This is a genomic window from Micromonospora sp. B11E3, assembly GCF_039871625.1.
Classification (GTDB): domain Bacteria; phylum Actinomycetota; class Actinomycetes; order Mycobacteriales; family Micromonosporaceae; genus Micromonospora.
The window spans coordinates 1-23,443 of the sequence record NZ_JBDPMC010000029.1 but is presented as its reverse complement, the minus strand read 5'-3'; the positions used below and the strand labels follow the sequence as shown (position 1 = coordinate 23,443).

Below are 23,443 nucleotides of genomic sequence, written 5' to 3'. Positions count from 1 at the left end.
TGCACTTTCGGCCCACGAAATGAGCCGATTACCCGTTTTGCCGGGGCCGAAAGTGCAAGATCGCGGCGCAGGGCGGGCGGCGCGGGCGGGCGGCGCGGGCGGGGCGGGTTAGTTAGGCGGTGGTGGCCAGGGCGTCGACCAGGCGGCGGCAGGAGCCTGCCAGGTTCCACCGCTGGGCCAGCTCCAACAGCCGGTCCGGGTCCGCCGGCGCCTGCGGCAGCGTGGTGGGCAGGGCCGGCAGCGGCACGTCCAGCGCCACGCGCACCACCTTCGGGGCGACGGCCAGGTAGTCGCGGGCGGCGTCGAGCTTGGCCCGCAGGCCGGGGGCGAAACCGGAGGCCGGGTCGTCCAGCGCGGCGAGGATCGCGTCGATGCCGCCGTACCGGTCGACGAGCCGGGCCGCGGTCTTCTCCCCGACCCCCGGCACGCCGGGCAGCCCGTCGCTGGGATCGCCGCGCAGGGCGGCGAAGTCGGCGTACCGCTCGGCGGGAACCCCGTAGCGGCCCCGCACCGCCGCGTCGTCGCAGTCCTCCAGCTTCGCCACCCCCCGCCCCACGTAGAGCAGCCGCACCCCGCGCGCGTCGTCGACGAGCTGGAACAGGTCCCGGTCGCCGGACACCACCTCCACCGGGCCCGGCTGGGTCGCCGACAGGGTGCCCAGCACGTCGTCCGCCTCGTACCCGGCCGCGCCGACGGCGGTGATGCCGAGCGCCGCCAGCACCTCCAGGATCACCGGCACCTGCGGGGACAGGGTGTCCGGCACCACCTCGCCGCCCTCCGGCGCCACCCGGTGCGCCTTGTACGACGGCAGCAGCGCCACCCGCCAGTCCGGCCGCCAGTCGTGGTCCAGGGCGCAGACCATCCGGTCCGGCCGGCGGGTACGTACCAGCGTGGCGAGCATGTCGAGGAAGCCGCGTACGGCGTTGACCGGGGAACCGTCCTCGGCCCGTGCCGCCGACTCGGGGACGCCGAAGTAGGCCCGGAAGTAGAGGCTGGGAGCGTCGATCAGCATGATCGGGGGTCGGTGTGCCACGCCGGACAGCCTGACACAGCGCACCGACGGTTCCGCCACACGGGCGGCCCGGCCGGGCGAGCCCCCGCCGCTGTGGCCCGGATGCCGGCGAAAAGCGTCGAGGCGGGGCCGCGCGGCGGGCAGACTGCCTGGCATGGCGTTCGTACCCGGCCTGACGCTCTGCCGGCGCTTCCACCACGAGGTGCTCGCCCCCCTGCTGGCCGACCGCTGTCCAGGACTGCGGTACGCGGCGGCGCTGCTCGACGGCGGTTCCGAGCTGCTGGGCCTGGACACCGCCCGCTCCACCGACCACGACTGGGGTCCCCGCGCCCAGCTGTTCGTGGCGGCCCGCGACACCGATCGGATACCCGAGGTCCGGGCCGCCCTCGACGCCGGCCTGCCCGCCGAGTTCCTCGGCTGGCCGACCCGGTACGTCGGGCACGGCGACGCCCGCCTCGGGGTCGTCGACGCCAACGGCGACCGGCACGGCGTGACTGTCGACGAGGTGGGTGGCTGGCTGCGGGATCGACTGGGTTTCGACCCGACCCGGGGCGTCGCCGTCGGGGACTGGCTGGCGACGCCGACGCAGCGGCTGGCCGAGGTCACCGGCGGGGCCGTGTTCCACGACGGACTGGACGGCGCGCTGACCGCCGCCCGCGCGGCGCTGTCCTGGTATCCGGACGACGTGTGGCGGCACGTACTGGCGGCCGCCTGGACGCGCGTCGCCCAGGCCGAGCACCTGCCGGGCCGCTGCGCGGAGGTCGGCGACGAGCTGGGCAGCCGAGTCGTGACCGCCGTCCTGGCGCACGATCTCATGCGGCTCGGCCTGCTGCTGCACCGCCGCTGGCCCCCGTACGACAAGTGGCTCGGCACCCTCTTCGCCGGGCTGCCGCCGGCGGCGCCCGTGGTCGCGGCGCTGACCGACGCCCTGGCCTCCGACGCCTGGGCCGCCCGGCAGGCCGGGCTGGCCCGGGCCCTGGAAACCCTGGCCGCCTGGACCAACGACACCGGGCTGGCCACCCCGGTCGACCCGATCGTGCGGCCCTTCCACCGGCGGCCGTTCCTGGTGCTGCACGCCGGCCGGTTCGCCGTCGCGCTACGCGCCGCGATCACCGACCCGACCCTCCGGGCACGCCCGCCGCTCGGCGCCGTCGACCAGTACGTGCACAGCGCCGACGTGCTCACCCACCCCGACCGGACCCGCCGGGTCTGCACGGCGATCCTGCCGCCCTGACCGGGAAACGGTCACCGTCCGTGGTGCACGAACGGCGCCCACCGGCTGGGCTGGTAGGGGTCCTGCTCCCGAAGCTTCCTGACCACGGCGTGCAGCGCGCCCGCGGATCGCGCCGGCTCGACCGCCCCGTCGGGCCCGGCCAGGCCGCTGTACAGGTCCTCGGTGACGGCGACCGCGGTGTCGTCGGCGATCGCCCACAGGGTCGACACGACGTGCCGGAAACCGGCGACCTGCAGGGCGGCGGCCAGGTGACCGGCCTCGTCCGGCAGGTCGGCCGCACCCATGGCCGTGTGGCAGGCGGACAGCACCGCCAGGTGCGCGCCGTCGAGGTCGAGGTGCGCGATGTCGCCCATGGTCAGCGGGGCGTCGGCGAGGAACAGCGCCGCCCGGCCCTCCGCGTCGGTCTCGCCGTGGCAGGCGAAGTGCGCGCAGCTGTGGCCGGCCAGTGCCGCCATCACCCGCGCCCTGGTGGCCGCCGGCCCGGTCAGCGCGGTGGCGGGGAACCGCGCCCGCAGCAGCTGGGCCTCCCGGGCGGCGGAGGGCAGTTCGGGTAGCCCCGTCACGTAGCCCGGCCGCTCGTCGTACGCCGCCACCAGCAGGCGGTGCGCCCGCACCGCCGAGGGGCGGCGGGCGTGCCGCAGGGCCCGCAGCGTCGGGGTCGTCGACGACACGACGCGGTCGAGCACGCTGCGCCCGCTGGGCGCGTCGTCCGGGTCGTGGTAGCCGGCCGCGTGCAGCGGCGCCAGCGCGAGCGGCCCGGTCGGGCACCACCACAGCCGCGCGCCGGCCGGGGCCGGGAGCGCGGCGAGCACGGGCGCGGCCACCACGTCCCACAGCCATTCCAGGTACGCCAGGAGCACCTGCTCGCGCGGCCCGGACGACGTGCCGCCCGTGCCGACCCGGGCCACGACGTCGAGATACCGGTGGGTGCGTTCGCGGGCCTGCTCGGCGGTCAGCTCGGGCAGCGGGACGACCCGTACGTCCCCGCCGGTCAGGACGAGCGCGTCGCACCGGTGACGGCTGACGTTCACCAGCACCACGGGGCCGTCCGCCGCCGCGGCCGCCAGCTCGGCGAACGGCGTGGGTAGCAGGAAGCGCGCGAACCCGGGCCGGGCGCGGACGGCCGCGACGGTGTCGTCCCAGTCCTCCGCCAGCCGCCGCCGGCGCTCGGCGGCGCCCGGCTCGTCCGAGCCCGCCTGCCGGTCGGACTCGGTGCGCAGCGCGGTCAGCCGCTCCGCGAGGTCCGGGTGTGCCTGCCGCAGCGCGGACAGGTCGCTGCGGGTGTCCAGCACCTGCCCCCACCACAGGGACCGGCCGTGGTCGAGCAGTTCGACGGCCTGCTGCGGCAGGCCGGCGGCCACGGCCGCCGCGGCGGCGTCGCACGCCACGGTCGGCCACCGCGTGACCAGCCGGTCCCGGTCGGCGGCGTCGAGCCCCCGCCACACGGTGAGGTGCAGCTGCTGCACCGCGTCCGCGTAGGCCCGGGCCGCGTCGCGCCAGCCGGCGCGGCCCTCGGCGGCGAGTTCGGCGCGCAGCCCCGCCAGCGTCGTCAGCGCGTCCATCCGCTCGAAGGAGCGGCCCGCTCCGCTCTCGGCCACCCCGTCGAGCACCGCGACGGCCTCCTCGGCGCGGCCGAGGTCCCCGAGCACCTGGGCGAGGCCCAGCAGGGCGGTCACGCGGATCGGCGACCGCCGCGGCGCCACGGCGAGGACGAACCGGAACTGCTCGACCGCGTCGTGCAGGTCGTCCTCGCCGCCGGGCCCCGCCCCGCGGTTGCGCAGCGACAGGGCGAGGTTGAGCCGGACCTGAGGGTTGTCCTGCGCCGCCACGGCCGCGCGCAGGTGGGTCACGGCCGCCTCGATGTCGGCCGGGTCGTGGCCGACGAGGAACCGCTGCCGCAGGCGGTTGCCGAGGTTCGCCCGGGCGAGGGCGGCGTGGTCCGCCGTGCCGGCCGCGCTGAGCGCCGCCTGCCCGAGCTCGATCGCCTCGTCCAGGTCGAACCGCCGCCCGGTGTGCTCGAAGCGGTAGACCAGCGCGGTGCCGAGGGTGAGCAGGTAGCCGACGCGGCGGGAGTCGGTGGGTTCCGTCAGTTCGACCGCGCGGCGGCTGTGGGCGATCGCCTCGTCGAGGTCGGCGCCGGTGCGGTCGCGCAGGAATCGGTTGATCAGCGCGGCGGCGAGGTTCGTCAGGTCGCCGACCCGGTGGGCCGGGCTGGGCACCGGGCACTCGAGCGTCTCCTGCAGCAGCTCGACCGCCTCGTCCAGGTCGGCCGCCTCGCCATGCGTCTCGAACCGGCGCATCAGCGCGGGGCCGAGCGGCATGCCGATCAGCCAGCGGCCGGGGTGGTCCCGGGGCAGCGGCGCCAGCAGCGTGTGGCCGTCGTCGCGGATGCGCTCCAGCAGCGCCGGGTCCCCGGTGCGTTCGTACTCGCCCAGCAGGTCCGACAGCGCGGCGCCGTGTCGCGCCAGCTCGTCGAGGTCGTCGCCGACCTCGGCCGGCGGGCGGTGCGGTGTCATGCCGGGCCCGGCGGCGAGGGTGGCACCGGGCGGGACGCGGGCCGCGGGCAGCGGGCCACGCAGGTCGACGACCTGCGCCAGGGCGTCCTCGGCGGCGGCCCGGGCTGCCGGGTCCGCGGCGCGGTCGACGGCCAGCCGCAGGTAGTGCGCGGCGGTGTCGAGGTCGGCCACCTCGCCGGTCAGCCAGTGGCGGTCGCGGTGCAGCAGCCCGAGGTTGCGCAGCATGGCCGTCGACACGGGATGCCCGACCGGATAGAGGTCGAGCACCTCGCGGGAGACGGCCAGCATCGCGTCGAGCGCCTCGGGCGTGCCGTCGCGCTCGTAGCGGAGCTGGCGTACGTCGCTGAGCAGCGCCAGGAAGGGCAGGCGGTTGGGGTCGTCCGCCGGGCAGCGGCGCACCGCCCCCTCCACCTCCTCGGTCGCCTCGTCCAGCCGCGACAGGTCGCCCGTACGCAGCGTCCACCGGATCAGGGCGGCCCCGCGCACGGCGCCCAACGCGGCCCGGTCGGGATGGTCGGGTGGCAGCACGAACAGCACGTGCTGCAGGATCTCGGCGGCGGCGGAGTGCAGCTCGGCGTGCCCGGTCGACAACGCCAGATGGTCCATCTCCCGGCCGGCGAGCGCGGCCTCCTCCACCTGCCGCTGGGCGCCCGTGAGCAGGCCGAGCCGCAGCGACAGGCCGGCGAAGGCGCGCAGCACGAAACCGGTCGTGTCGGGCTGCTCGGTCGGCGCCAGCCGGCAGAGCTCCCGGTAGGTCTCCACGGCGTCCGCGAGGTCCCGGTGCGAGTCGGCGGCCTCGGAGCGCAGCGCCCGCGACTGGCCGAGCAGGAGCAGGACCGCGAACCGCTCGGGCGCGTCGGAGGCGCACAGGGACAGCGCGTGGTCGCCGGCGGCGATCGCCGCGTCGAGGTCGGCGACCCGGCCCGAGCCCTCGAAATCCGCCAGGCACTCCCGGGCCTCCCGCAGGGCGGCGCCGATCTCGTCGCCCGCGTGCCGTGGCCGGCTCCGTCGCCCGAACACCGCGACACCTCCCCGTGCTGGCCAGAAACCCAGGGTAGAGGAAGGTCGATAGACTCGGGGGGATTGTCCATCGAGGATCGAAAGGCGGCGCGGGTGCAGTCCGAAGCCGATTCCCTGGCCGACTGGTGCGCTCTGCTGCCGACCCTGCGCGAGCAGGCCCGCAGCAACGGGGTGCTCGACCGGCTCGACCGCGACGCCGAGCGGGTCCGGGAGGGCGGGTCCGCGCAGCGGGCGCTGCGCAAGTGGGGGCCCCGCGACTCCGTCGGCAACCAGCGCAGCTGGTCCGACCGCGCGACGGTGGGACTGGCCGTACTGCCGGGCGGGGGACGGCCGCCGGGCGCGGGTTCGGCCGATTACGTCTGTCCGCGCGACCGCTGCGCCCGCCGGGCCCACCGCGACGAGCACGGCCACCTGCCCCGGTGCACGGCCTTCGACACGCCCATGCGGCCCGCATGATCGGGCTGCTCACCGAGGTCGGCAAGCGGGTCAGTGGCCGCTGGATGACGGCGGTCCTCCTGCCGGGCGTCCTCCTGGTCGCCGTTGGCGCGGTCGCCGTGGCGCTCGGTCACACCCGACCGTTCGACCTGGAGCACCTCGCCGCGGCGGCCGAGCGCGCGGGCCGGGACCTGGCGGCCCGTCCGGGGCGGCTGGTGGTCGTCGTGTCCGCCGTCGGAGTCGGGGCGGGGCTGGCGGGTACGGCCGCGCGCGGCCTGGGGCTGCTGGCGCAGTGGTGGTGGCTGCGCGAGTGGTTCCTCACCGGCGGCCTGATCACCCGGTCGCGGTGGTCGAGGCGCTCGCGTACGCTCGCGGCCGCCCGCCGGGCGGGGACGCCCACCGTCGCCGCGTACCTGCCCCAGCGGCCGACCTGGCTCGGCGACCGGGTCCGGCTGGTCGAGGCCCGGGTACGGGCGCAGTACCACGTCAGCGCGGCGCTCGTGTGGCCGCGCCTGTGGCTGCTGCTCGACGCCGACGCGCGGCAGCCCGTCACCGACGCCCGGACCCGGTACGGCGAGGCCGTCGCGCTGGTGGGCTGGGGGTGCCTCTATCTCGCGCTGGGCCTGCGGTGGTGGCCGGCCCTGCTCGTCGGGGCCGGCGTGCTGCTGACCGCCTGGCGGCGCCTGCGCGACACGCTGGCCGAACTGGCCGAGCTGATCGAGTCGGCCATCGACCTGCGCCTGCGCGACCTGGCCGCGGCCCTCGGCCTGCCGCTGGCCGGGGCCGAGGTGAGCGCGTCGGAGGGGCGCGCGCTCGACGACCGGCTGGGCAAGTCGGGTCCGACGTAGCCACACGGTAGGGAGAGACCACGTGGGATTCCGTTGGCGCAGGCCGGCCCCGCTGCCGGCCGACCTGGAGCGACGCTCGCGGGCGGCCCTGGCCCTGTTCGACGCGGGCCAGTACGCGCCGGCGGAACGGGCGTGGCAGCGGCTGCTGGCCGACTGCGAGCGGGAACTCGGCCCCGAGCACCCGGAGACGGTCGTCACCCTCGACCGCCTCGGGTCCGCGCTGTTCCGCCTGCGGCGCCTCGTCGAGTCGGCGGATCGGCACCGCGAGGCGCACCGGCGGGCGGTCGGCACCTTCGGCCGCGACCACCCGGCGACGCTGACCTTCGCCCACAATCTCGGCTGCGCGCTGGCCGTGACGCACCAGTGGGCCGAAGGGCTGCCGGTGCTGCGGGACACCCTGCGCCGGAAGCGACGCCGGCTCGGCGCGGCCCACCCGGAGACCCTCGACACCGCCAAGACCCTCGGCGCCTCGCTGTACATGGCGGGGGACGCGCCGGCCGCCCTGGAGATCCTGGAACCGGCCCACCGGGCGGCGGTACGCAGCTTCGGGCCGGACGATCCGCTCACCCGTGAGATCGGCGACAACCTCGCCATCGTGCTGCGCAACTCCCGCCGCGTCCACCGTCCGCCGCCGTAGGTTCGCCCGGGCGCTGGCCGAGGCATACCGCCCGCGAGTGCGCGACGAGTGCGACGGTGAGGCGAGGTGACCGCGTTGGGTCGACGGCCGGCTGGGGAAACGGTGGTCGGACGGCTTGCACGGGCGGCTCCCGCCTGCGGGCGTGCCTCTGGCATGATGTCGGCCGTGTCCGTCCCGCCCGACCTACATCAGCCGCTCGAGCGCCCTTCTCCGACGACCGGTGGGGGCCGGCACCGCCCGATCGACGACGGCCGCCGGACGATGTGGTTCGCCGTGACGGGTGCCGCCGTCGCGCTCGTTGTCGCCGGGGTGATGGTCGCCGTCGCCGGAGACGACGGCGAGGCCGGGTCCGGTCCGTCGGCGGCCGTCGCCACCACCGCCGCGCAGGAGCCGGTCCCCACGGAGGAGACGGTGACCGACGAGGCCTCCGCCACCCCCTCGACATCCCCGTCCCCGGCGCGTCGGGCGCCGCGTCCGGCCGAGCTCGTGACGCAGCTTCGAACGACCGTCGACGGGCTGGTGCGGCAGGGTCAGCTACCCCGTAAGACCGGTCGTGAGCTGGACAGACGTCTGCGAGAAGTTGGGCAGAGGGTCGCTGACGGTGACCTGGACAAGGCGCGGGAGGAACTGCGCGAGTTTGCCGACAAGCTGGCCGACCTCCGCCGGGAGGGCAAGGTCGGCGAGGGCGCATACGGGCTTCTCTCCGCCGGCACGACACAACTCGCGCAGGCGATGCAGACCCGCTGACCAGGCCCTCGACAGGCGGCCGGACGGCTCACGGCGTCGCTCCCGGCGACGCCAGGGCGCCGACAACTCGCGATCGGGCTGCGCGACTTCCGCCGACAATGAAGGTACAACTCTGGGCTTCCTCCTGCCGCGACGTCCCCGCGCGGTGCCTCGCGATCCTGAACGGTCCGGTCAACCGCGCTGCCGCGCCATCCGGTGCATGAGCGGGGACGCCAGGCCGGGCGGCGGCGACCTGCCGCGCCGAACGACAACCGGGGTACGGCGCGGCCCGAACGACCGTTAAGCTGACCGGGTGGGAACCGACGAGTTGTACCCCGCCGACCGGCTGGCCGCCGCCCGGCGTGCCACCGCCGCGGCCGGCCTCGACGCGCTGCTGCTCACCCCCGGCTCCGACCTGCGCTACCTCACCGGCTACGACGCGCACGCCGGCGAGCGGCTGACCTGCCTCGTGCTGCCCGCCGACGGCGAGCCCACCCTCGTCGTCCCCGCCCTGGAACGTCCCGCCGCGGAGGCGTCCCCGGCGCCGGCCACCGGCGTGCGCATCGTCGACCACGCCGACGGCACCGACCCGTACCCGCTGGTGCGCGCCGCCCTCGGCGGGCCGGTCGCCGCGGTCGGCCTGGCCGACCGGATGTGGGCCGAGCAGGTCCTCGCCCTGCGCGCCCTGCTGCCCAGGGCGGCTCAGCGCCTGGCCGGCGACGTCCTGCGCGAGCTGCGGATCCGCAAGTCCCCGGCCGAGGTCGCCGCGCTCGCCGAGGCCGGCGCCGCCATCGACGCGGTGCACGCCCGGATGGGCGAGTGGCTGCGCCGCGGCCGCACCGAGGCGGAGGTGGCCACCGACATCGCCGTCGCGATCCGCGTGGCCGGCCACGTCACCGTCGACTTCGTCATCGTCGCCGCCGGTCCCAACGGCGCCAGTCCGCACCACGGCACCTCCGACCGCCCGATCGGCGTCGGCGAGCCGGTGGTGGTCGACATCGGCGGCACCATGCCGTCGGGCTACCGCTCCGACAGCACCCGCACCTACGTCGCCGGCGGCCCCGCCCCGGCCGAGTTCACCGACTACTACGCGGTCCTGCACGCCGCCCAGCGCGCCGCCGTCGCCGCGGTCCGTCCCGGCGTCACCGCCGAGGCCGTCGACGCCGCCGCCCGCGACCTGATCGCCGGCGCCGGGTGGGGTCCGGCGTTCCTGCACCGCACCGGCCACGGCATCGGCCTGGACGGCCACGAGGACCCGTACGTGGTCGCCGGCAACTCCCGGCCCCTCGAACCGGGCATGGCGTTCTCGATCGAGCCGGGCATCTACCTCGCGGGCCGACACGGCGCCCGCATCGAGGACATCGTCGTCTGCACGGCGGACGGCGTCACCCGGCTCAACACCACCCCCACGGAGCTCACCGCGCTATGAACGTCGACCGGATCCTGCCCACCGACGAGGCCCACGACCTGCTCGACCTCGCCACCGAACTGGCCGACCGGGAACTGGCCCCCCGCGCCGCCGGGTTCGAGCAGCGCGCCGAGTTCCCCCGCGAGGTGCTGCGCACCCTCGGCCGCGCCGGTCTGCTCGGCCTGCCGTACCCGGAGGAGTACGGCGGGGCCGCCCAGCCGTACGAGGTCTACCTGCAGGTGCTGGAGATCCTCGCCAGCCGCTGGCTCGCCGTCGCCGAGGCGGTCAGCGTGCACACCCTGTCCTGCTACCCGCTGGCCCAGTTCGGCACCGACGAGCAGCGCAAGCTGCTGCCCGACATGATCGGCGGCGAGCTGCTCGGGGCGTACTGCCTCTCCGAGCCCCAGGGCGGCTCGGACGCGGCCGCGCTGACCACGCGGGCGGTGCGCGACGGCGACTCCTACGTCGTCACCGGCACCAAGGCGTGGATCACCCACGCCCGGGTCGCCGACTTCTACAGCATCTTCTGCCGCACCGGCGAGCCCGGGCCGAAGGGCATCTCCTGCCTGCTGGCCGACCGGGCCACCCCCGGCATCCTTCCGCAGGCCGCCGAGCGCACCATGGGCCTGCGCGCCTCCCCGGTGGCCCAGATCGCCTTCGACGACGCCCGCGTACCGGCCGAGCGGCTCGTCGGCGGGGAGGGGCGGGGCTTCACCATCGCCATGTCCGCCCTGGACTCCGGCCGGCTCGGCATCGCCGCGTGCGCCGTCGGCCTGGCCCAGGCGGCCCTGGACTACGCCGTCGGCTACGCCCGCGAGCGGCAGCAGTTCGGGCGCGCGATCATCGACTTCCAGGGGCTCGGCTTCACCCTCGCCGACGCGGCCACCCAGATCGCCGCCGCCCGGGCCCTGACCCTGCACGCGGCCCGGCTGCGCGACGCCGGCCGGCCGTACTCGACCGAGGCGGCGAAGGCGAAGCTGTTCGCCACCGACGCGGCGATGCGGGTGACCACCGACGCGGTGCAGGTGCTCGGCGGCGCCGGCTACGTGGCCGACCACCCGGTGGAGCGGTACATGCGCGAGGCCAAGGTGCTGCAGATCGTCGAGGGCACCAACCAGATCCAGCGGCTGGTCATCTCCCGGGCCCTGGCCAGGGGCTGAGGCGGCGCGGTGCGTGACCGCGCGGTCCGCCGAGCGTCACGCCGGGTGGACCGGTCGTCGCGCAACGGCGTGTTTCCCGGTAGGTTGCACGCCGTGGAGGAGATCGACCGGGCCATCGTCGCGGCGCTGACCGCCGACGGGCGGCTGTCGTACACGGATCTGGCGGAGAAGGTGGGTCTGTCGGTGTCCGCGGTGCACCAGCGGGTCCGCCGGCTGGAGCAGCGCGGGGTGATCAGGGGGTACGGCGCCCGGGTCTCCTTCGAGGCGCTGGACCTGCCGCTGACCGCGTTCGTGGCGATCCGGCCGTTCGACCCGTCGCAGCCGGACGACGCCCCGGAGCGGCTGGCCCACCTGCCGGAGATCGACTCCTGCTACTCCGTGGCGGGGGAGGACTTCTACCTGCTGCTGGTGCGGGTGGCCAGCCCGGCGGACCTGGAGCGGCTGCTCCAGGAGATCCGCACCGCCGCGAACGTCACCACCCGCACCACCGTGGTGCTGTCCACCCCGTACGAGAACCGGCCGCCGAAGATCAATGGCGAGCGGTCGGCCCGGGGGCGGCCGCGGGCGCCGGGGGAGCCGGCTGGTTCCACCGCAGGATGACCTGCCGGCCGTGCTCGTGACCGAGGACGCTGACGGTGGCGGTGTCCAGGCGCAGGCGGCCGCCCGCCGACGGCGGCAGGCCGATCCACCGGGCCCCGAGCACCCGTAGGGCGTGTGCGTGGCCGACGAGGGCGACGTCGCCGCGGGCGAGCAGGGGCGTGACCTGGGCGAGCACCCGGTCGAGCCGCTCGCCCACCTCGGTCGGTGACTCGCCGCCGGGGCAGCCGTCGGTCCACAGGTTCCAGTCCGGGCGGTCCTCGTGCACCTCGGCGGTGGTGCGGCCCTCGTACTCGCCGTAGTTCCACTCGGCCAGGTCGGGATCGGTCGTCAACCCGGCCACCCCGGCCAGCTGCGCGGTGCGTAGCGCCCGCCGGCGCGGGCTGGCCAGCGCCCGGACGAATGCCGTGCACCAGCCTCCTAGGATGCCCTAGAGAGTGTGCACGCCATGTCGGCGAAAGGGCGGTTTTCCGGCCGCGTGCATGGCGCCATTTCGCCGACATGGCGTGCGTTTCCGGCACCGGCGGGCGGGCATGCGGGTGGGGAGGGGCGTTGGCCCCCGGAACCGCCGGAGCAGAGGAGTCGAGATGAGCTTCACCGACAAGGCGAAGAGCAAGGCCCAGCAGATGGCCGGCGCCGCCAAGGAGCGGATCGGCGACGCCACCGACAACGAGCGGATGCGGGCCGAGGGTGCCGCCCAGCAGCAGGAGGCCCGGGGCCGGGAGGCGGCGGAGCGCGCCGGCCAGGAGGCTCGGCAGAAGTTCTCGAAGTGACGCGGTGAGCGGGCGGGTCCGGGGAGTCCCCGGACCCGCCCGAGCCGTCCGCGCCGGGGCCGGCCGGCGGAGGCCCCGGTCCTGGGGTGGGGATCGGTCAGGGTGGCCGCCTTGGGGCGTGTGCCGACGGACCGTCCGTATCCTTGCCCGGGATCGGCGCGTTCGGCGAGACGTCGACGTTCGAGGAGTGGGACGACGGTGGCAGGCGCTTCGTTGTCCTCATGGCTGCCTCGGCGAGGCACTGGGTCGACCCGTCGATCGGCTGGCCGCGGGCGCACGACGTGCTCCGTCCCGGAGGCTGGCTGGCGCTGCTCGGCAACGTGGTTGTCCGCCGGCCGGGGGAGCCGGAGGTGTACGCCGAGAGCGCCGACCTGCACGAGCGGTTCTCTCCCGGAAATCCCGACTGGGGTCACCCGCCGCTTGAGGACGAGGTGCGCGCCACCGGCGAGGGCTGGGGACTGATCGACGCTTCCGCCAGCTTGTTCGGCCCGACGATCGTGCGTTGGTACCCGACCGTCCAGTGGTTCGACGGGGACGGCTTCGCCGACCTCCTTCGCTCGACGTCGCCGTACCGCAGGCTCGATCCCGATGTGCGGGAGCCCCTGCTCGACGCCATCGCCGGGCGCATCCGTACCCGGATGGGCGACCGCGCTTCCCGCCGTTATCTGAGCGTCCTCCGTGTCGGAGAGCGCGCCGGGTGAGCCCAGGAGGACGTTGTTCCACCGAGCGAAACGCCCATGATCGTTGACGGCTCAGCGGCACCTTTCCCGGCGTGTCGAGTAGCTGAGCTGCCAGCCCTCACGGTTCGGCCCCCTCAGGGGGCTGCGGCCGGGGCGGGGCGCGGAACGCGCGTCCGCCCCGGCCGCGCTCGGGTCAGGAGACCTGGGTGATCCGGATGGCGTCGGCGATGATCAGGCCGGTGCCGCTCGTCCACCGGCTGACTCCGACGCGGTTGGCGTCGCCGGCGGGCAGGTTGAACGTGCCGAGGCTGCGCCACTGTCCGCCGGTCGCCCGCTGGTCGACGTTCACGGTCACGTTGCCCGTGGAGGTGGCGATGACGTACGGGGCGGAGCTGTTGTAGCCGGCGTTGGCGGGCCACCAGGCGTCCACCCGGTAGTTGCCGGTGGCCGGGATGTTGACCTTGTACCAGGCGGCGTCGCTGGCCGCCACGGGGTCGGCGTAGCGGTAGTCGGCGCCGTAGCGCTGGCTGGAGTACGAGGACACGCCCCAGTTGGCGCTGGCGGTGAACCGCCCGGCGGTGGCGTTGTCGACGATGGTGCTCCAGGCGGTGCCGCCGGACATCTTGGCCGCGACGTCGGCGCGCATGACGTTCAGGTCGATGAAGGACGGGTCGATCTTGCCGGTGGTGCTGGTCTCGCGGTGGCCGCGGGCGTAGCTGGAGTCCTTGCCGAGCTGCTTGAGCACGGCGGCGGTCGCGGCGATGGAGGCGTTGTACTGGGCGGCGGTCATCTCCTGGCTGACGCCGTTGTAGTCGATCTCCCAGCCGATCAGCATGGTGTTGCCGTCGCCGGCGGGGATGGGGCCGCTGGCGCGGGCGGTACCGGCGTGGTTGGCGCGGCCGGCGGAGATGATGTGGAAGACGCCGTGGTAGTCGACCAGGGCCTGGCAGAGCGGGCCGGGCAGGTCGGAGCGGCCGTTGATGCAGATGTTGAGGGCCGGGTGCGGGTTGGTGGCGCTGGAGGTCGCGGCGGTGTGGTGCCACAGGACGCCGATGGGGTTGAAGTCGCCGGGGCGCATCCGGTTGCGCCAGTCGCCCTCCTCGACGACCTGGACGCCGGCGGCGCGCAGCACGTCGGCCAGCCAGGGGATGGTGGCCATCAGGCCTCCTGGATGAGGTCGGCGAGGCACTCGACCCGCTTGGCGGCGGCTGCCGGTGCGGGGCGGGCGGTGACGGTGAAGGCGGCGGCCAGCAGGGCCGGGATGCCGAGCAGTCCTCGGCGCCGCAGGCGGGGGGATCGGGGAGTGGTCACAGCGCTCCTCACAACGACGTACGTCGGTCGTGCCCAGCTCGGGCGACCGAGGTTGACGGGCACGCTATACGGTCATGACCTTCTATGTCGATACCCTTCACGCTCATGTCCGAGGTTGAAGGTTTCCGACCACCGGTCCACCCCTAGTGTCCTAGGACGCACTGCGCGGCGTGCGCCCCGACACCCACGCGCGTCGAAGGGGCCCGGGCAGGAACCCCGGGGCCCTTCGACGACGTCGAGACGGTCAGTCGTTGCGGTGCTCGTGCCACCACTTCTGGCCGGTCTCCGGGAGGGTGTCGATCGGGTCGTAGTAGGCGTAACGCTTGTCGAGCGCCTCCAGGTCGGCGGACTCGATGGAGGTGCGGTAGTTCTTCGTCCAGTACGAGATGCCCAGCTCCCGGTCGTACTCGGTGAGCATGTGCACCCAGCGCTTACCGACGAAGGGCACGTCGCAGACGATGCGCGGGGTGGCGTAGCCGGGCAGGTAGCCCATGATGTCGTGCTGGAGCTGCTGGGCGTGCCAGACGGGGACCCGCCAGTGCTCGGCGTTGGGGATCATGTCGCACATGTAGAAGTAGTACGGCAGGATGCCCGCCTCGCCCTGCAGCGCGAAGCACAGGTCGAGCAGGTCGGCGTTGGTGGCGTTGACGCCGCGCATGAGCACGCCCTGGTTGCGTACGTCGCGGACGCCGACGTCGAGGGCGGTCTGGGCGGCCCGGGCGACCAGCGGGGTGATCGACTGCCGGTGGTTGACGTGGGTGTGGATGGCCAGGTTGACGCCGCGGCGGGCGGCGGTGCGGGCGACGCGCTCCAGGCCCTCGACGACGTCGGGCTGCAGCCAGTGCTGGGGCAGGCCCATGAGGGCCTTGGTGGCAAGCCGGATGTCACGGATGGTCTCGATCTCCAGCAGCCGCATCAGGTACGACTCGAGGTTCTTCCACGGGACGTTGGCCACGTCGCCGCCGGAGACGACGACGTCGCGGACGCCGGGGTGGGCCCGCAGGTAGCTGATGTGGGCGTCGTAGCGGTCGACGGGCTTGAGGGTGAGCTTGAGCTTGTCGACGGCGGGGGTGGAGTTGCCGACGAGGTCCATGCGGGTGCAGTGGCCGCAGTACTGCGGGCAGGTGGACAGCAGTTCGGCGAGGACCTTGGTGGGGTAGCGGTGGGTGAGGCCCTCGGCGACCCACATGTCGTGCTCGTGGAGGGAGTCGCGGCTGGCGTACGGGTGGGAGGGCCAGTCGGTGCGCCGGTCGGAGGCGACGGGGATCATGTAGCGCCGCACGGGGTCGGCGAGGAACGCCTCGGTGCTCATGGGTTCGAACGGCACCATGGTGTTGAGCATCTGTGGGGGCACCAGCATGGACATGGTGGCCAGGGCCTTCTGGTCGGCCTCGAGGTCGGCGTAGAAGGTCTCGTCCACTCCGTCGCCGAGGACGGTGCGCAGCTGCTTGACGTTCTTGACGCAGTTGGCGCGCTGCCACTGGGCGTTCTCCCACTGCTCGCGGGTGACGTGGCGCCAGCCGGGGAAGCGGGTCCAGTCGGGTTCGACCAGGGGGCTGCGGTGGTACTCGTACGGCTGCCCGGCGGTCGCCGCGGCGGCCGGGGCGTGACGGGGCTGAGGCATGGTCTCAGCCGGTCGGGTCTGGGTCACGGCCCCTCCTCGGTGCGTGTGCTTGTGATCGGCGGCCCGTAGGCTACTGGAAAATATCCGGTGAAGAAATTAGTCTGCCGGAAGTTTTCCCGCGATGCGAGCTCTGGCCAGGGCTTCGGGCGGCTGGACAGGGGAGGTCGGCGTGACGTCACCGGTGGGTCTGCACCGCGTCGTGGAACCGGCGGGGGTGCTGCCGCAGGCGGCTTGGCGGCTGGATGCCGACCCGGCGATCGCGCCGAACGAGGTGCGCATCCGGGTGGAGCGGCTGAACCTGGATGCGGCGAGTTTCCGACAGTTGTCGGAGAAGCACGGCGGGGACGGCGAGAAGGTCCGCGCCGAGGTCCTGGAGATCGTCTCCACGCGGGGGAAGATGCAGAACCCGGTGACGGGCTCGGGCGGGATGCTGATCGGCACGGTGGACGAGGCGGGCCGGCGGTCCCCGCTGGGGCTGCGGCCCGGGGATCGGGTGGCGACGCTGGTGTCGCTGACGTTGACGCCGCTGACGATCACCGACGGCCTGGCGCGTTGGGACGGGCGCAGCGAGCAGGTGCCGTGCGACGGGTACGCGATCCTGTTCGCCCGGTCGATCGCGGCGGTGCTGCCGGCGGACCTGCACCCGGAGTTGTCCCTGGCGGTGCTGGACGTGTGCGGGGCGCCGGCGTTGACGGCGCGGGTGGTGGCGGAGCATGTGGCGCGGCGGGAGCGGGCTGGTGATCCGCGGCCGGTGACGGTGGCGGTGATCGGCGGGGCGGGTAAGAGCGGGTCGCTGTCGTTGGCGGCGGCGCGGCGGGCGGGCGCGGGTCGTACGGTCGGGGTGGTGCCGGTGGCGGCGGAGCGGGATGCGCTGGCGGCGGCGGGGTTGGCGTCGCAGGTGGCGTTGGCGGACGCGCGTGATCCGGTGGCGTTGTCGACGGTGGTGACGTCGGCGTTGGGGGCGCCGGCGGATGTGACGGTGGTGTGTGTGGACGTGCCGGGTTGTGAGCACGGGGCGGTGCTGGCGACGGCGGACGGTGGCACGGTGATTTTCTTCTCGATGGCGACGAGTTTCGCGGCGGCGGCGTTGGGCGCGGAGGGTCTGGCGGCGGACGTGACGATGCTGGTGGGTAACGGGTACGTGCCGGGGCACGCGGAGTTGGCGTTGGAGTTGCTGCGCGGCGAGCCGGGGGTGCGGGCGTTGTTCGAGGCGCGGCTGGCGGCAGACTGAGTGTCATGACGAATCCCTCGACGTCGCGTCCGGCGGTCCTGTATCGCGGTGGCGTGCTGCACTGTCCTGCTGATCCGAGTGCGACGGCCCTGCTGGTGCGGGATGGTCGGATCGCCTGGTTGGGGTCGGGGGCGGATGCGCCGGCCGCCGATCGGGTGGTGGAGTTGGGTGGGGCGTTGGTGACGCCGGCGTTCGTGGATGCGCACGTGCACGCGACGGACACGGGTCTGGCCCTGTCGGGGTTGGATCTGTCGGGGGTGCGGTCGGCCGGGGAGTTGTTGGACGCGGTGGCGGCGTTCGCGGCGGGGCTGCCGGCGGATGCGGTGGTGCTGGGGCACGGTTGGGACGATTCGACGTGGTCGCGGCCGGTGCCGCCGGGGGCGGAGGAGTTGGATCGGGCGGGCGGTGGGCGGCGGGTGTATCTGTCGCAGGCGTCGATCCATTCGGCGTTGGTGTCGGGGGCGTTGTTGGCGGCGTGCCCGGACGCGGCGGCGGTGGCCGGGTTCGACGGGTCGGGGTGGTTGCGGCGGGACGCGCACCACGTGGTGCGTGCGGCGGCGTTCGCGTCGGTGACGCGGGCGCAGCGGGTCGCGGCGCAGCGGCGGGCCCTGGAGCATGCGGCGTCATTGGGGATCGCGGCGGTGCACGAGTGTGGTGGGCCGGGGATCTCCGACGAGGAGGACTTCACGGACCTGTTGGGCGTCTCGGGGGACGGGGTGCCGGAGGTGTACGGGTACTGGGGTGAGTTGGGGGGTGCGGCGCGGGCCCGGGAGTTGGGTGCGGTCGGGGCGGGTGGTGACCTGTTCGCGGACGGGGCGTTGGGGTCGCGGACGGCGCACGTGTCGGGGGCGTATCTGGACGGGGAGCCGGGGGCGTGCGGGCACGGCTATCTGTCGGCGGAGCAGGTGCGTGACCATCTGGTGGACTGCGCGGCGCAGGGGATGCAGGGTGGGTTCCACGCGATCGGTGACGCGGCGATCTCCACGGTGTTGGAGGGGCTTGCGGCGGCGGCGGAGCGGGTTGGTCTGGACCGGTTGCGGGCGGCGCGGCACCGGGTGGAGCACGCGGAGATCATGAGCCGGCGGTTGATCGCGGGGTTCGTGGAGTTCGGGGTTGTGGCGTCGATGCAGCCGGCGTTCGACCGGTTGTGGGGCGGGGCGGGGCGGATGTACGAGTCGCGGTTGGGGTTGGCGCGGTCGTTGGAGTCGAACCCGATGGGTGCGATGCATTCGGTGGGGGTGACGTTGGCGTTCGGGTCGGATTCGCCGGTGACGCCGTTGGATCCGTGGGGTTCGGTGCGGGCGGCGGCGGCGCATCACAATCCGGTGCAGCGGATGAGTGAGCGGGCGGCGTTCGCGGCGCACACCCGGGGTGGGTGGCGGGCGGTGCATCGTGACGGTGAGGGTGTGTTGGCGTTGGGGGCGGCGGCGACGTTCGCGGTGTGGTCGACGCCGGCGGGGGTGCAGCGGGGTTTGCCGGTGTTGCAGGCCGACGACCCGGAGTTGCGGGGTGCGGAGGATCCGACGCCGTTGCCGGTGTGCCGGGCGACGGTGCTGCGGGGTGACGTGATCTACGAGGAAGGTCTGTGACGGCTTTGACGGGCAAGCTTGACCTGGATCCGGCGCTGGTGGCGCGGGCGCGGGAGTTGGCGCGCCGTGCGGGGCGGCCGGTGGTGGATCTGGCGCGTAGCCACACGACGGTGTCGGTGGAGCGGGCGGTGCTGCGGCTGGCGGGGGTGACCGGCGCGGATCCGGATGGGATTCCGTGGGTGAACCGGCTGGTGGACGCGGTGGTGGCGGACGTCGGGTTGGGGCACGGGGTGGCGGCGCCGGTGTTCGACGCGCTGGCCCGGGAGGGCCTGACGGATGTGTCGTTGCTGGCGCAGAAGGCGGCGGCGGGTTCGGTGCGGTTCGAGGTGCCGTCGGGGAGGGCGGCGACCGCGGCGCGCAGGGCCGCGCGGAGGGCGGTCGCCGCGGGGGTCCGGGTGATCGATCGGCGCCGGGTGGAGCGGGATCGGCTGGTGAAGCGGTACGGGGATCCGAGGCAGCGGCCGTGGATCTATCTGATTGTGGCGACGGGTGACATCTATGAGGACATTCCGCAGGCGCAGGCGGCGGCGCGGGCGGGTGCGGATGTCATCGCGGTGATCCGGTCGACGGGGCAGTCGTTGTTGGACTATGTGCCGGAGGGGGCGACGCGGGAGGGGTTCGCGGGGACGTACGCGACGCAGGAGAACTTCCGGTTGATGCGGGCGGCGTTGGACTCCTCGTCGAAGGAGTTGGGCCGGTACGTGCGGTTGACGAACTACGCGTCGGGGTTGTGCATGCCGGAGATGGCCGCGCTCGCCGGTCTGGAGCGGTTGGACATGATGCTCAACGACTCGATGTACGGGATTTTGTTCCGGGACATCAATCCGATTCGTACGTTCGTGGATCAGCGGTTTTCGCGGCAGGTGCACGCGCGGGCGGGGATCATCATCAACACGGGTGAGGACAATTATCTGACCACTGCGGATGCGGTGGACGAGGCGCACACGGTGACGGTGTCGCAGCTGTTGAACGAGTTCTTCGCTCATGAGGCGGGGTTGGCGGACTGGCAGCTGGGGTTGGGGCACGCGTTCGAGATCAACCCGGATGTGCCGGAGTCGTTCCGGCTGGAGTTGGCGCACGCGTTGTTGGCGCGGGAGTTGTTTCCGGAGGCGCCGTTGAAGTGGATGCCGCCGACGAAGCACATGACGGGGGATGTGTTCCGGGGGAACCTGCTGGATGGGTTCTTCAATCTGGTGGGCACGATGACGGGGCAGGGGATTCTGCTGGTGGGGATGATGACGGAGGCGGTGGTGACGCCGTGGTTGTCGGACCGGGACATCGCGCTGCAGAACGTGCGGTACGTGTTGGGTGCGGCGGGCGGGTTGCACGAGGATTTCGTGCCGGCGCCGGGCGGGTTCATCCAGCAGCGGGCGCACCGGGTGCTGGGTGAGGCGGTGGAGCTGTTGGAGCGCATCGGTGAGCAGTCGTTGTTGACGGCGATCGCGGAGGGCACGTTCGGGATCATGCGGCGGCCGGCGGACCGGGGTAAGGGCCTGGACGGGGTGGCGCGGCACGAGGCGGACTACTTCAACCCGGCGACGGAGATCCTGGAAGGGGAGGCGGCATGACCGCTGTGGATGTCGGTGCCGCGGCGCCGGGCGGCGCCGCGGCGAAGAAGATCGTCCGGCCGTACGGGGACACCACCGGTGACGGGATGGTGCAGGTGTCGTTCACGCTGCCGGTGCCGCACGACAAGCGGGCCGAGGGTGCGGCGGTGCAGTTGGCGAACAGGATGGGCATCGATCCGGCGATGCTGGTGCACGCGAAGCAGATGGGTGACGGGTTCACGTTCTTCGTGGTGTACGGGCGGGTGAACCATCTGGTGGACCTTTCCGCGGTGCAGGTGGTGGAGCGGGATTTTCCGCTGCTGTCGGCCAAGGAGGTCAACGCGGTGGTGAGGCAGCGGTTGCGGCGGAAGCTGTCGGTGGTGGGGGCGTGTGTCGGCACGGACGCGCACACGGTGGGCATCGACGCGATCCTGAACGTGAAGGGCATTGCCGGGGAGAAGGGCCTGGAGTACTACCGGGAGTTGAAGGTCACCAATCTGGGGGCGCAGGTGAGTGTGCCGGATCTGGTGGAGGCGGCCCGGGTGGAGCGGGCGGACGCGGTGTTGGTGTCGCAGGTGGTGACGCAGCGGGACGCGCATCTGCACAACACGCGGGAGATGTCGGCGGCGTTCCGGGAGGCGTTGCCGGCCGGTAGGCGGCCGTTGTTGATCGTGGGTGGGCCGCGGTTCGACGAGACGATGGCGGCTGAGTTGGGGGTGGACCGGATCTTCGGTCGGGGCACCACCCCGGGTGAGGTGGCCAGCTTCCTGGTGCACGCGTTGATCACGAGCAAGAGGGCGAAGGCATGAGTGATTCCCGGGTCGGTCTGACGGTCGTCCACCGGCGGTATGTGCCGTACTCGCATGCGCACTACGCGGGGAACCTGGTGGACGGGGCGTACGCGTTGGGGTTGTTCGGGGATGTGGCGACGGAGGTGTGTATCCGTAGCGACGGGGACGAGGGGTTGTTCGCGTCGTACTCGGATGTGCAGTTCCGGGCGCCGATGCGGGCGGGTGACGTGCTGGAGGTGACGGCGACGGTGACGCGGGTGGGCACCCGCAGCCGCACGATCGACTTCGTGGCGCGGGTGGTGTGCCGGGGCCGCCCCGACAAGGGCGAGTCGGCTGCGGAGGTGCTCGCCGAGCCGGTCGTGGCGGTGACGGCGACGGGCACGGTGGTCGTGCCGGCTCGGGCGTGAGCGTCGCGGTCTGCGCGGACGTCGGGTCGACGTACACGAAGGCGGCGGTGGTCGACCTCGACGGGGCCCGTCTGGTGGCGGCGGCGTCGGCGCCGACGACGGTGGGCACGGACGTGCTGCACGGCCTGGACGCGGCGGTCGCGGCGGCGACCGCGGGTGTCGGGGTGCGTGCCGTGCCGTGGTACGTGTGTTCGTCGGCCGGTGGGGGGCTGCGGCTGGCGGTGGTCGGCTACGAGCAGCTGGTGACGGCGCAGGCGGGCCGGCGGGTGGGGTTGTCGGCGGGGGCGAACGTGGTGCACGTGGCGGCGGGCAGGCTGGCCGGGGCGGACGTGGCGGCGTTGCGGGCGGCCCGCCCGGACGTGGTGCTGCTGGTGGGCGGCACCGACGGTGGGGACGCCGAGGTGCTGACGCACAACGCGACGCGGTTGGCGCGGGCGCGGTGGCGGGTGCCGGTGGTCCTGGCGGGCAACGTCGACGTCCGCGACGAGCTGCACGCGTTGCTGGCGGGTGCGGGGGTGCCGGTGACGGCGGCGGACAACGTGCTGCCGCGCATCGGGGTGCTGGCGCCGGCGTCGGCGCGGGCGGCGATCCGGGAGGTGTTCCTGCGGCATGTGATCGGCGGGAAGCGGCTGTCGCGGGGGTCGCGGTTCGCGCGGCTGGTGCGGGCGGCGACCCCGGACGCGGTGCTGACGGGGGTGGAGGTCCTGGCGGACGTGGTCGGCGGTGACCTGGTGGTGGTGGACGTGGGTGGGGCGACCACGGACGTGTACTCGGTGCTGACGCCGGACGAGCGGGACAGCGGCCCGGGTCGGCAGGTGGCGGGGTCGCTGTGGCGGGCGCGCACGGTGGAGGGGGATCTGGGGATGCGGTGGAGCGCCCCGGGGGTGGTGCGGGCGGCTGCCGAGGAGCGGCTGCTGGCGGCGGGTGAGCAGGACACTCTGGGTGCGGCGGCGGCGGTGCGGGCCGCGGATCCGGGGTTTCTGCCGGTCGACGCGGCCGGTCGGGCGGTGGACGGGCGGATCGCCGCGCTCGCCGCGACGGTGGCGGTGCGCCGGCACGCCCGGGGTGGGGCGACGGGGGAGCGGGACGGCCGGGATCTGCGGGACGTGCGGCTGCTCGTCGGGTCGGGGGGTGTGCTGCGTCACGCTCCGAGCGTGGACGCGGCGGTGGTGCTGGAGGCGGTGTTGACCGACCACGCCGGTGGGTGGCCGGTGCCCCGGGACGCGCGGGTGGTGGTGGACGTCGACTATGTGCTGGCCGCCGGGGGTTTGCTGGCGGCGGAGCATCCGCGGGCGGCGGGGGCGCTGCTGCGCCGGCACCTGCTGGCGGGGTGAGACACGCCGCCGCGACACGCCGTGCGGGGTTGGGCGACAGGCCGGGGGCGGGTTGACAGGGCCCCCGGTGCGGCGCGTACCGTCTTTGAGTCCTACTACGGGAAGTGGCTGTTGTTCGCTTCGTCCCTTCGTCCGCTGGCCGAGTGACCTTTTTGTCGGGTTACGGCGGCCAGGTCCAGCGGGCGGGGGTCGGCGGGGCGGCGCGAACCGGCCACGGTTACCGGTGTACGGGCAGGGTGAGGTGCACGGCCAGTAGACAACGGCCGGGCGGGGGCAGCCAGTCCACCGTCAGGTCGGTCCGAAGGTCGGCGTGCCTGATCCTCGCCCCACCGGCCGGGGAGGGCCTGGGAGCATCGGGGCACGGCGTACGCCGTGCCCCGATTTTCGTTCAGGGGCCGGCCCGGCGCGTGGCCGGCGGTGGTGGGTCCGTTCATGTCGGCTCTTCGAACTTAAGCGGGGTTGAGGTGTCCGCGGTGGCGTCGCGTGGTGGTGGTGCGGGTGCGTAGGCGTTGGTTTTCGGGGTTTCGGAAGCCGTAGGCGTCGCGGGCGATGGTTTTGATAAC

Annotated in this window: 21 protein-coding genes and 1 pseudogene; 16 read left to right on the top strand and 6 right to left on the bottom strand. The window is 74.0% G+C overall.

All coding sequences use genetic code 11. The annotated features are described in order from the left end of the window. Positions 1–112: 112 nt before the first annotated feature. A complete protein-coding gene (locus tag ABGB16_RS16500) occupies positions 113–1,012 on the bottom strand; it encodes a 5'-3' exonuclease (RefSeq protein WP_347668985.1) in 900 nt (299 codons plus the stop codon). Between the two features lie 154 nt (positions 1,013–1,166). Here ABGB16_RS16500 and ABGB16_RS16495 point away from each other — a divergent pair, with 154 nt between their 5' ends. Further along, positions 1,167–2,246, top strand: coding sequence for a DUF4037 domain-containing protein (locus tag ABGB16_RS16495; protein ID WP_347668941.1), 1,080 nt, complete (start codon positions 1,167–1,169; stop codon positions 2,244–2,246). An 11-nt stretch (positions 2,247–2,257) separates the two neighbouring features. Here ABGB16_RS16495 and ABGB16_RS16490 read toward each other — a convergent pair whose 3' ends face one another. Then, complete coding sequence (locus ABGB16_RS16490) at positions 2,258–5,782, bottom strand: CHAT domain-containing protein (protein ID WP_347668940.1); 3,525 nt, start codon at positions 5,780–5,782, stop codon at positions 2,258–2,260. A gap of 93 nt (positions 5,783–5,875) precedes the next feature. Here ABGB16_RS16490 and ABGB16_RS16485 point away from each other — a divergent pair, with 93 nt between their 5' ends. The 7 genes from ABGB16_RS16485 (at position 5,876) to ABGB16_RS16455 (ending at position 11,596) form a co-directional block, all read left to right on the top strand. Continuing rightward, positions 5,876–6,238: a hypothetical protein gene (locus tag ABGB16_RS16485; protein ID WP_347668939.1), complete on the top strand. Its 363-nt coding sequence runs from the start codon at positions 5,876–5,878 to the stop codon at positions 6,236–6,238. Continuing rightward, entirely contained in the window at positions 6,235–7,065 is an 831-nt protein-coding gene (locus tag ABGB16_RS16480; RefSeq protein ID WP_347668938.1) for a hypothetical protein, read from the top strand. Before ABGB16_RS16485 ends, ABGB16_RS16480 begins: the two co-directional genes overlap by 4 nt. 22 nt (positions 7,066–7,087) lie before the next feature. After that, the gene (locus ABGB16_RS16475) at positions 7,088–7,702 is read left to right on the top strand and encodes a tetratricopeptide repeat protein (protein WP_347668937.1); all 615 of its coding nucleotides are present in this window, start codon (positions 7,088–7,090) and stop codon (positions 7,700–7,702) included. Positions 7,703–7,975: 273 nt separating this feature from the next. After that, a complete protein-coding gene (locus ABGB16_RS16470) occupies positions 7,976–8,449 on the top strand; it encodes a hypothetical protein (protein WP_347668936.1) in 474 nt (157 codons plus the stop codon). A 292-nt stretch (positions 8,450–8,741) separates the two neighbouring features. After that, positions 8,742–9,857, top strand: a complete 1,116-nt coding sequence (locus ABGB16_RS16465; protein ID WP_347668935.1) for a Xaa-Pro peptidase family protein — start codon at positions 8,742–8,744, stop codon at positions 9,855–9,857. After that, positions 9,854–10,996: an acyl-CoA dehydrogenase family protein gene (locus ABGB16_RS16460; RefSeq protein WP_347668934.1), complete on the top strand. Its 1,143-nt coding sequence runs from the start codon at positions 9,854–9,856 to the stop codon at positions 10,994–10,996. The genes ABGB16_RS16465 and ABGB16_RS16460 overlap by 4 nt, the downstream gene beginning before the upstream one ends. A gap of 93 nt (positions 10,997–11,089) precedes the next feature. Then, positions 11,090–11,596, top strand: coding sequence for an Lrp/AsnC family transcriptional regulator (locus ABGB16_RS16455; RefSeq protein WP_347668933.1), 507 nt, complete (start codon positions 11,090–11,092; stop codon positions 11,594–11,596). On the opposite strand, the pseudogene ABGB16_RS16450 reads toward ABGB16_RS16455, so the two are convergent. After that, positions 11,526–11,984, bottom strand: a pseudogene (locus ABGB16_RS16450) (histidine phosphatase family protein); the annotation flags it as partial. The gene ABGB16_RS16455 and the pseudogene ABGB16_RS16450 sit on opposite strands and share 71 nt — an antisense overlap. A gap of 196 nt (positions 11,985–12,180) precedes the next feature. Here ABGB16_RS16450 and ABGB16_RS16445 point away from each other — a divergent pair. Beyond that, positions 12,181–12,366 carry a CsbD family protein gene (locus ABGB16_RS16445; RefSeq protein ID WP_347668932.1) on the top strand — a complete coding sequence of 62 codons (186 nt, stop codon included), beginning with the start codon at positions 12,181–12,183 and terminating at the stop codon, positions 12,364–12,366. Between the two features lie 143 nt (positions 12,367–12,509). Beyond that, the gene (locus ABGB16_RS16440) at positions 12,510–13,067 is read left to right on the top strand and encodes a hypothetical protein (RefSeq protein ID WP_347668931.1); all 558 of its coding nucleotides are present in this window, start codon (positions 12,510–12,512) and stop codon (positions 13,065–13,067) included. 172 nt (positions 13,068–13,239) lie between these two features. On the opposite strand, the gene ABGB16_RS16435 is transcribed toward ABGB16_RS16440, so the two are convergent. The 3 genes from ABGB16_RS16435 to ABGB16_RS16425 all read right to left on the bottom strand — a co-directional run bounded on the left by ABGB16_RS16435 (position 13,240) and on the right by ABGB16_RS16425 (position 16,008). Further along, positions 13,240–14,205, bottom strand: coding sequence for an N-acetylmuramoyl-L-alanine amidase (locus ABGB16_RS16435; protein ID WP_347668930.1), 966 nt, complete (start codon positions 14,203–14,205; stop codon positions 13,240–13,242). After that, a complete protein-coding gene (locus ABGB16_RS16430; RefSeq protein ID WP_347668929.1) occupies positions 14,205–14,357 on the bottom strand; it encodes a hypothetical protein in 153 nt (50 codons plus the stop codon). The genes ABGB16_RS16435 and ABGB16_RS16430 overlap by 1 nt, the downstream gene beginning before the upstream one ends. A 244-nt stretch (positions 14,358–14,601) precedes the next feature. Further along, the gene (locus tag ABGB16_RS16425; protein ID WP_347668928.1) at positions 14,602–16,008 is read right to left on the bottom strand and encodes a lysine 2,3-aminomutase; all 1,407 of its coding nucleotides are present in this window, start codon (positions 16,006–16,008) and stop codon (positions 14,602–14,604) included. 154 nt (positions 16,009–16,162) lie between these two features. Here ABGB16_RS16425 and ABGB16_RS16420 point away from each other — a divergent pair, with 154 nt between their 5' ends. Genes ABGB16_RS16420 through ABGB16_RS16395 form a run of 6 tightly spaced genes read left to right on the top strand, consistent with a single transcriptional unit; the run spans position 16,163 to position 22,880 of the window. Beyond that, complete coding sequence (locus tag ABGB16_RS16420) at positions 16,163–17,212, top strand: zinc-binding alcohol dehydrogenase (RefSeq protein ID WP_347668984.1); 1,050 nt, start codon at positions 16,163–16,165, stop codon at positions 17,210–17,212. A gap of 5 nt (positions 17,213–17,217) precedes the next feature. After that, positions 17,218–18,801, top strand: a complete 1,584-nt coding sequence (locus ABGB16_RS16415; RefSeq protein WP_347668927.1) for an amidohydrolase family protein — start codon at positions 17,218–17,220, stop codon at positions 18,799–18,801. A 5-nt stretch (positions 18,802–18,806) separates the two neighbouring features. After that, complete coding sequence (locus tag ABGB16_RS16410) at positions 18,807–20,369, top strand: lysine 5,6-aminomutase subunit alpha (RefSeq protein ID WP_347668983.1); 1,563 nt, start codon at positions 18,807–18,809, stop codon at positions 20,367–20,369. Then, positions 20,366–21,157 carry an OAM dimerization domain-containing protein gene (locus ABGB16_RS16405; protein ID WP_347668926.1) on the top strand — a complete coding sequence of 264 codons (792 nt, stop codon included), beginning with the start codon at positions 20,366–20,368 and terminating at the stop codon, positions 21,155–21,157. Before ABGB16_RS16410 ends, ABGB16_RS16405 begins: the two co-directional genes overlap by 4 nt. Continuing rightward, positions 21,154–21,546 carry a hotdog domain-containing protein gene (locus tag ABGB16_RS16400; RefSeq protein WP_347668925.1) on the top strand — a complete coding sequence of 131 codons (393 nt, stop codon included), beginning with the start codon at positions 21,154–21,156 and terminating at the stop codon, positions 21,544–21,546. Before ABGB16_RS16405 ends, ABGB16_RS16400 begins: the two co-directional genes overlap by 4 nt. Beyond that, positions 21,543–22,880: a glutamate mutase L gene (locus tag ABGB16_RS16395; RefSeq protein WP_347668924.1), complete on the top strand. Its 1,338-nt coding sequence runs from the start codon at positions 21,543–21,545 to the stop codon at positions 22,878–22,880. The genes ABGB16_RS16400 and ABGB16_RS16395 overlap by 4 nt, the downstream gene beginning before the upstream one ends. Positions 22,881–23,443 lie beyond the last annotated feature (563 nt).

Bases quoted from the DNA above. Each gene is read 5' to 3' on its own strand.
- ABGB16_RS16415 (WP_347668927.1), top strand. From the start codon at position 17,218: ATGACGAATCCCTCGACGTCGCGTCCGGCGGTCCTGTATCGCGGTGGC.
- ABGB16_RS16500 (WP_347668985.1), bottom strand. From the start codon at position 1,012: ATGCTGATCGACGCTCCCAGCCTCTACTTCCGGGCCTACTTCGGCGTC.
- ABGB16_RS16405 (WP_347668926.1), top strand. From the start codon at position 20,366: ATGACCGCTGTGGATGTCGGTGCCGCGGCGCCGGGCGGCGCCGCGGCG.
- ABGB16_RS16495 (WP_347668941.1), top strand. From the start codon at position 1,167: ATGGCGTTCGTACCCGGCCTGACGCTCTGCCGGCGCTTCCACCACGAG.
- ABGB16_RS16435 (WP_347668930.1), bottom strand. From the start codon at position 14,205: ATGGCCACCATCCCCTGGCTGGCCGACGTGCTGCGCGCCGCCGGCGTC.
- ABGB16_RS16445 (WP_347668932.1), top strand. From the start codon at position 12,181: ATGAGCTTCACCGACAAGGCGAAGAGCAAGGCCCAGCAGATGGCCGGC.
- ABGB16_RS16400 (WP_347668925.1), top strand. From the start codon at position 21,154: ATGAGTGATTCCCGGGTCGGTCTGACGGTCGTCCACCGGCGGTATGTG.
- ABGB16_RS16480 (WP_347668938.1), top strand. From the start codon at position 6,235: ATGATCGGGCTGCTCACCGAGGTCGGCAAGCGGGTCAGTGGCCGCTGG.
- ABGB16_RS16460 (WP_347668934.1), top strand. From the start codon at position 9,854: ATGAACGTCGACCGGATCCTGCCCACCGACGAGGCCCACGACCTGCTC.